We start from the raw sequence: 1,310 nt of genomic DNA on the forward strand, positions 1-1,310 counted from the left end.
CGGCAGGGCTGGCGGGGGGCTTGACGGGAGACAGCAGCGCCGACGCGGTTGCGGGTGCACAGGCGGGGAAAAATGCGGTAGAGAATAACTCGCTGAACCCGAACGACTTCGGTAAGGGCATGGCAGACATAGGGATGTCGCAAACCTCGCTCGGTGCTTCCATGCTGCAAAGTGGAGCTTCACCGGATGAAATCGCAGCGGCCCTGATCAAAAATGCCCAGGGAGATATGCCGGAAGGTCAGGATGCAGTTAAAGGCCTATTGATCGCCTGGGGCGAGTTCTTCGGGGTGCCGGTCAGTGCGTTGACGGCAAATGGAGAAATGACGCCAGAGAAAGCGGCGGAAATCCTAGCCAGTGGAGTGCCGACCAGTGAAGCTAAACTGGTTCAATATGTATTTGCGAAAGCGTTTTTGTCAGTGACGAAAGCTGTCTATCCTGAAGGGATTAGTTTCAAGATCACCCAACCCGAACATTTAGCGAAATTGGATGGATATTCGCAGAGAAAGGGTATTAGTGGCACGCATAATGCGGATGCATTCTATTCAACAGTCAATGATAAAGGGGTAAAAGTCATTGGCGAAACTCAATCTAATATTAAAGGTATAAATGAAGTTAAATACCAGATACCTTCCTATGATAGAGCTGGTAATGTTATAGGATATAAAGCTCAAGTGTTTACTAAAACGATCTATGATCCTAAGGTCTTCACTGATCAAAAAATATTAGATTTGGGACAGCAGGCTGCAAGTAGTGGCTATAAGGCTGCTATTGCTTCGGGCCAACGAGAATATACAGCATCAGCTGGTGGAATTCAGTTCCAAGTCTACTTAGATAAAAAAACAGGAATAGTAGAAAACTTCTTCCCGGTGACTAACTGATGAATGAATATATCTTTGAAAACACTGATTATGAAAACGACCCTGAATGGGTCGTTAAGGATTACTTTAACTCAATGAATTTACAAAATAAATTTCTATGGATGTTACCTTATCTTGTAAATAAAATTGGTTGTGGCGTTAATGAAACATATTGTCATTTTCCTGATTTTGAGGATCCCGATCCTGAGTGTCACTTTGAAGGGATAATGTTCGGTGTTTGGGAAGGAGAGATTATCGTTCCTGAATCGGTTGGTTTTAAATATGTGAAAATAGCATGCGATAAATATCTTCAACTGCATCCAGAAGATACCGAGACTGTGAAAACATTACTGGCTAAAATCCCTTCTTAACTGAATCTACCCTCGGCCTTACCGTCGGCACGGCGCAGCAGAGCGAGAGCGAATCGCACCTGTTCGAACAGAAAAAATCGGG

The 1,310-nt window shown here is 44.5% G+C and carries 2 protein-coding genes; both read left to right on the forward strand.

The window, feature by feature from the left end:
- A partial coding sequence (locus AC971_RS23775) for a VENN motif pre-toxin domain-containing protein (RefSeq protein ID WP_197090747.1) occupies positions 1-878 on the forward strand: 878 nt, incomplete at its 5' end.
- A complete protein-coding gene (gene cdiI / locus AC971_RS21460; RefSeq protein ID WP_012104937.1) occupies positions 878-1,228 on the forward strand; it encodes a ribonuclease toxin immunity protein CdiI in 351 nt (116 codons plus the stop codon). The genes AC971_RS23775 and cdiI, both read left to right, overlap by 1 nt.
- Positions 1,229-1,310 lie beyond the last annotated feature (82 nt).

This window comes from Yersinia similis (assembly GCF_001053095.1).
Taxonomy (GTDB): domain Bacteria; phylum Pseudomonadota; class Gammaproteobacteria; order Enterobacterales; family Enterobacteriaceae; genus Yersinia; species Yersinia similis.

What these genes read in the sequence shown, in the direction of transcription:
- cdiI (WP_012104937.1), top strand. Translation starts at nt 878, where the DNA reads ATGAATGAATATATCTTTGAAAACACTGATTATGAAAACGACCCTGAA.